The organism is Thalassobacter sp. (genome assembly GCF_982993085.1).
The window spans coordinates 1-3,857 of sequence record NZ_CEZFMW010000186.1 but is presented as its reverse complement, the minus strand read 5'-3'; the positions used below and the strand labels follow the sequence as shown (position 1 = coordinate 3,857).

Below are 3,857 nucleotides of genomic sequence, written 5' to 3'. Positions count from 1 at the left end.
CACCGCCATGATATGCCGCCCGCTTCAGGCCATCACCAACTTTCGGGCATAACTCCCCTAAATCAGCAACTCGTCGACGTCTACTTGCATGCCTTTTGAAAACGCGATGATACTAGCCAATGTTGGAAGATGATTCCCATACTCAATCTCGCTGTAATTATTTGGGCTTAATCCCGTACGGATCGACAGCTGAAATAGAGAGATGCCTGCATTCAGACGCACCTGGCGCATTTTCTCCCCAACGTGTGCAGGATCAACCACGCCATCAAAGGTCTCATGCATCTCATCGACAGATAAATCCGCCTTCAGTAGGCTTGCAGGTCTAATTCTTAACCCATGCGCTATAATTAGAAAATTTTTGAGTGAGGGCAGTGTTTTTGCATTTTCCGTAGTGTATAAATACTGAGGAAAAAATCCAGTCTTAGTCGCCAAATCGCTAATTGATATGTCTAAAATTAGCCTCCTAGCTCTAACATTTTCAGCGACAATGTCTTTTAGACTCTGGTCAGATACCCTGATAGAAGGCCTACCTGAAGCGAGTAGCCCCTCAATATTTGAGTCAAGCGACTGAGCTAATTTGTCAAGTATCTTGATCGTAGGATTAGCTTGGCCTCGCTCTATAGCGCTAATGGTGGCTATATTTATACCTGACTTCCAAGCGAGGACCTCTTGCTTCCATCGACGCGCCTTTCGAAGCTTCCTAATACCCGCTCCAAATTGTTTAGCGCTGCTTGGCATATTTTCTGACAAAATGTCCCCCCATAGGAGATAATTATCTATTAAAATCAGTGATATCTACCGAGCAAGTATGTCAATTGACCCACAATTCATGAGCAAGCTTCAATAAATTTATGCCTATAGACAAAACCCAATCTTGTCAGACACCACATCCCTAGTCCCCTGATTCAGGCAATTTGCGGGTAAAGGTAAAGGAGTTTGATTCTGGCGTCTTCTGTTGTGAAGTGCCATTTGGTTTTGTCTTGTGCGTTGTTTCGATTTTGGGTCCAAGCGGCGACCTGTGTTTCCAATGTTGCTTGATCCGGAATGCGTCGATCGAGGCATTGTCGCGCCAGCACGCTGAGTTCGCACTCCGCGATATTTAACCAAGACCCGTGTTTCGGCGTGTAATGCCAGTCGTAAGCGATCAGCGATGCGTTTAGCTTCGGCCGGGGGAAAGGCTTCGTAAAGAGACGCGCGCCTATGGGTGTTCAAGTTGTCTTGAACCAGATCAATCTTGGCAGCCTTCGCAAAGTGGATGTCGGCCAGCTCTTTGAGAACATGAGCATAGTCGACAGCGGTGCGTCTGGCCCGAACGGTGACATGGCGCCAGCCCTCATGTGGAGCGAATACCATGAACAAGCTGGCGACGCCGTTGCGTTCGTATTCATAGTCAGACCGCGCGGGCTGACCCGGTCGCATCGGGATGGGGCGCGGGTTTCTTTGGTCAATTGTTTGGAAGTCTCGTCCAAGCAGACCAACGGGCGCGCAGGGTCGTATGGGCGTGTGTGGGGTCTGTTACGGCTGAGTGCAAAATGACACCTTTAGCCCTCTACGTGTCATAAACGCTCGCCGTTTGCGCAATTTTGTGTGCGATACGGTTTAAGATACGCGCCAGAGGCAACTTTGGCGTCGTTTTCAAGAACCTCGAAAACCCTCGTTTGCGAAACGCGGAACATCGATTATCCCTTATTTTCAGGGTGCTGTAGATAGACGGCCTGCGTTAGGGTGTCATTTGGCACTGAGCCGGAACAGACCCCCTCTACAGAGGATCAAGTCCTATCCGAACTGGTCACGACCGACAGACCCGCCAGAGTGGGGCGAAACGCGGGGGTGGTATCTCTCCAGTCGGGCTACGCCCTCCCTGCGAGACACCACCCCCGCGTTCTCATCTTGATTGTCGCGCGATTCTCACTTTGTTTGTCGCGCGGCATCATGGCGACGGGCAACCTTCGCTACCGTTTCGCCGTCTCGATAGCTTTCCTCAACGATCCTGACTTTCTCGTCATCCGTCAAGCGACCTCGACGACCCTTGTCAGGGACCGAAAATCCTTCAATGCGGGGGGTGTTATTATCTGCGTCCATAAGGCCACACGATAAGCCATCTCTAAATGAGCCCGCTAGACGGCGCTCGGCGGATGCTTACGGTTCTCATTCGTGAGAACCGTAAGCAAATACATTAGACAAGGATTCGCGTAATACCGTCGTCATCGGCAGATGGGGTCTAAAAAGCGTTTACATTGTTTACTGAGATAAAGTTCCCATATGATGAATATAACTCCATCATATGGGCAGTATCGCCTATTGTCTCAATAGTTACTTTTGAAGTGGTCCTGCTTTTTAGGACAGGTTTGCGGCTTGGCTAAGATGCATCTGGTTTATGTTCATGCCGCTTTTCGTGTTTTACTTTGTTCGAAGTATGCCGCGTCTGGCGTGCGCTTGTCGAGGGCGGTGTGAGGCCGCTCTGCGTTGTAAAAGCCGATCCAGTCGTCGATGATCCTTTTGGCTTGAAAGCCGTTGGTGATCTCGTGCAGATACACTGCCTCCTGCTTCAGAGATCGCCAGGCTGCTCAATGAAGATGTTGTCCAGATAGCGGCCCCGCCCATCCATAGAAATTTTGTTATCGGCCTTCGTGAGTGCCTTGATCCAATCCGCGCCCGTGTATTGGCTACCCTGGACGCCCTTCTAAGTGTCAAGCAGCAATCTGATCTTGATTTATCTGTTTGTGGCGGCGCGCGATGATGTTGAAGACTTCGCGCGCAATGTATCGTTTGACGCAGCGGATTGCTTCCAGTTTGGAATGGCCTTGGGCTACTCGACGCGCCACGTATTCTTGGGTCTTTGGATCAAGCCGCAACCGTCCGATTGCGATGATATGAAGCGCGCTATTGGCTGCGCGGTCGCCGCCTCTGTTCAATCGGTGTCGCGTCGTTTTTCCTGACGATGCGGGGACTGGACTGACACCGCAAAGGGCAGCAAAGCTGGCTTCGGATCTAAGGCGTTCAGGGTTGTCGCCAGCAGTCAGCAACAACTGGGCTGCGCTGTTCAGGCCGACGCTGTTGCGTGCAATTAACTCTGGGGCCAGGTCTTTTACGATTGCCTCGATCATATCATCGAGCTCTGCAACTTCGTCGTGAAGTTCGAGATAACGGCGTGCTAGCGACTTGAGCGCGATCTTGTAGGCCTCTTCGACATCCCGATACCCTGTCAAATCTGGACGCCAAGCAGCTAAGGTCCGTATCAACTTCATGCGCGTCATGTTGCGCAAAAGGTCACGCAGGCGGTCAGGCGCACAAACGATTGTCGTCTGGATAATCTGCAGTGCTATCCGCCGAGCTTGAACAGCAGTTTTGCGGCAAACCTTTAATACACGCAGAGATTCAACCATTCCATCGCGGCTGCGCGGGATTACCGTGCGCCGCTTCACGAAGGCCGCATGAGCAGCACTTTGCGCATCGAAGTCATCATTTTTGCCGCGCCGTCTGCGATCCTGCTTGTCCGGTGCGGTTACCTCCAGAATGCTCACACCAGCGACCTGCATATATCTCAAAAGACCGGCGCCATAGCTGCCGGTGCATTCAACGCCAATCCGTTGCAAGTCTCCGAAAGACCGCATCCATGTCAGCATCAACTTATAGCCTTGCCTCGTTGTGGCGAAGCTTTGCGTTCCCAAAACTTGGTCATTGCCATCTACAACAGCCGCGACATGAAGGTCTTTGTGTGTATCAACCCCACCTACGATTGGGACGGTTTGTATCGATTTTGCCATGAGATCATCCTTTTCCGGCAGCTTCAGACATACTTCGTAAGCATCCGCCGAGAGCCGTCTAGCGGGCTCATTTAGAGATGGCTTACCGTG

The 3,857-nt window shown here is 51.3% G+C and carries 5 protein-coding genes; all 5 read right to left on the bottom strand.

Annotation, left to right across the window (positions count from 1 at the left end; translation table 11 throughout):
- Positions 1-57: 57 nt before the first annotated feature.
- The 5 genes from AC4GMC_RS17515 to AC4GMC_RS17495 all read right to left on the bottom strand — a co-directional run bounded on the left by AC4GMC_RS17515 (position 58) and on the right by AC4GMC_RS17495 (position 3,767).
- Positions 58-750 carry a helix-turn-helix domain-containing protein gene (locus AC4GMC_RS17515; protein ID WP_487878467.1) on the bottom strand — a complete coding sequence of 231 codons (693 nt, stop codon included), beginning with the start codon at positions 748-750 and terminating at the stop codon, positions 58-60.
- A gap of 105 nt (positions 751-855) precedes the next feature.
- The gene (locus AC4GMC_RS17510; protein ID WP_487878468.1) at positions 856-1,419 is read right to left on the bottom strand and encodes a transposase; all 564 of its coding nucleotides are present in this window, start codon (positions 1,417-1,419) and stop codon (positions 856-858) included.
- A 489-nt stretch (positions 1,420-1,908) separates the two neighbouring features.
- Positions 1,909-2,082: a transposase gene (locus AC4GMC_RS17505; protein WP_487878469.1), complete on the bottom strand. Its 174-nt coding sequence runs from the start codon at positions 2,080-2,082 to the stop codon at positions 1,909-1,911.
- Positions 2,083-2,381: 299 nt separating this feature from the next.
- Positions 2,382-2,552: an integrase core domain-containing protein gene (locus AC4GMC_RS17500; RefSeq protein ID WP_487878470.1), complete on the bottom strand. Its 171-nt coding sequence runs from the start codon at positions 2,550-2,552 to the stop codon at positions 2,382-2,384.
- A gap of 138 nt (positions 2,553-2,690) precedes the next feature.
- Complete coding sequence (locus tag AC4GMC_RS17495; protein WP_487878471.1) at positions 2,691-3,767, bottom strand: IS110 family RNA-guided transposase; 1,077 nt, start codon at positions 3,765-3,767, stop codon at positions 2,691-2,693.
- Between the last annotated feature and the right edge of the window lie 90 nt (positions 3,768-3,857).

Excerpts from the sequence above, each read along its gene's own strand:
- AC4GMC_RS17510 (WP_487878468.1), bottom strand. The coding sequence starts at position 1,419 with ATGCGACCGGGTCAGCCCGCGCGGTCTGACTATGAATACGAACGCAAC.
- AC4GMC_RS17505 (WP_487878469.1), bottom strand. The coding sequence starts at position 2,082 with ATGGACGCAGATAATAACACCCCCCGCATTGAAGGATTTTCGGTCCCT.
- AC4GMC_RS17495 (WP_487878471.1), bottom strand. The coding sequence starts at position 3,767 with ATGGCAAAATCGATACAAACCGTCCCAATCGTAGGTGGGGTTGATACA.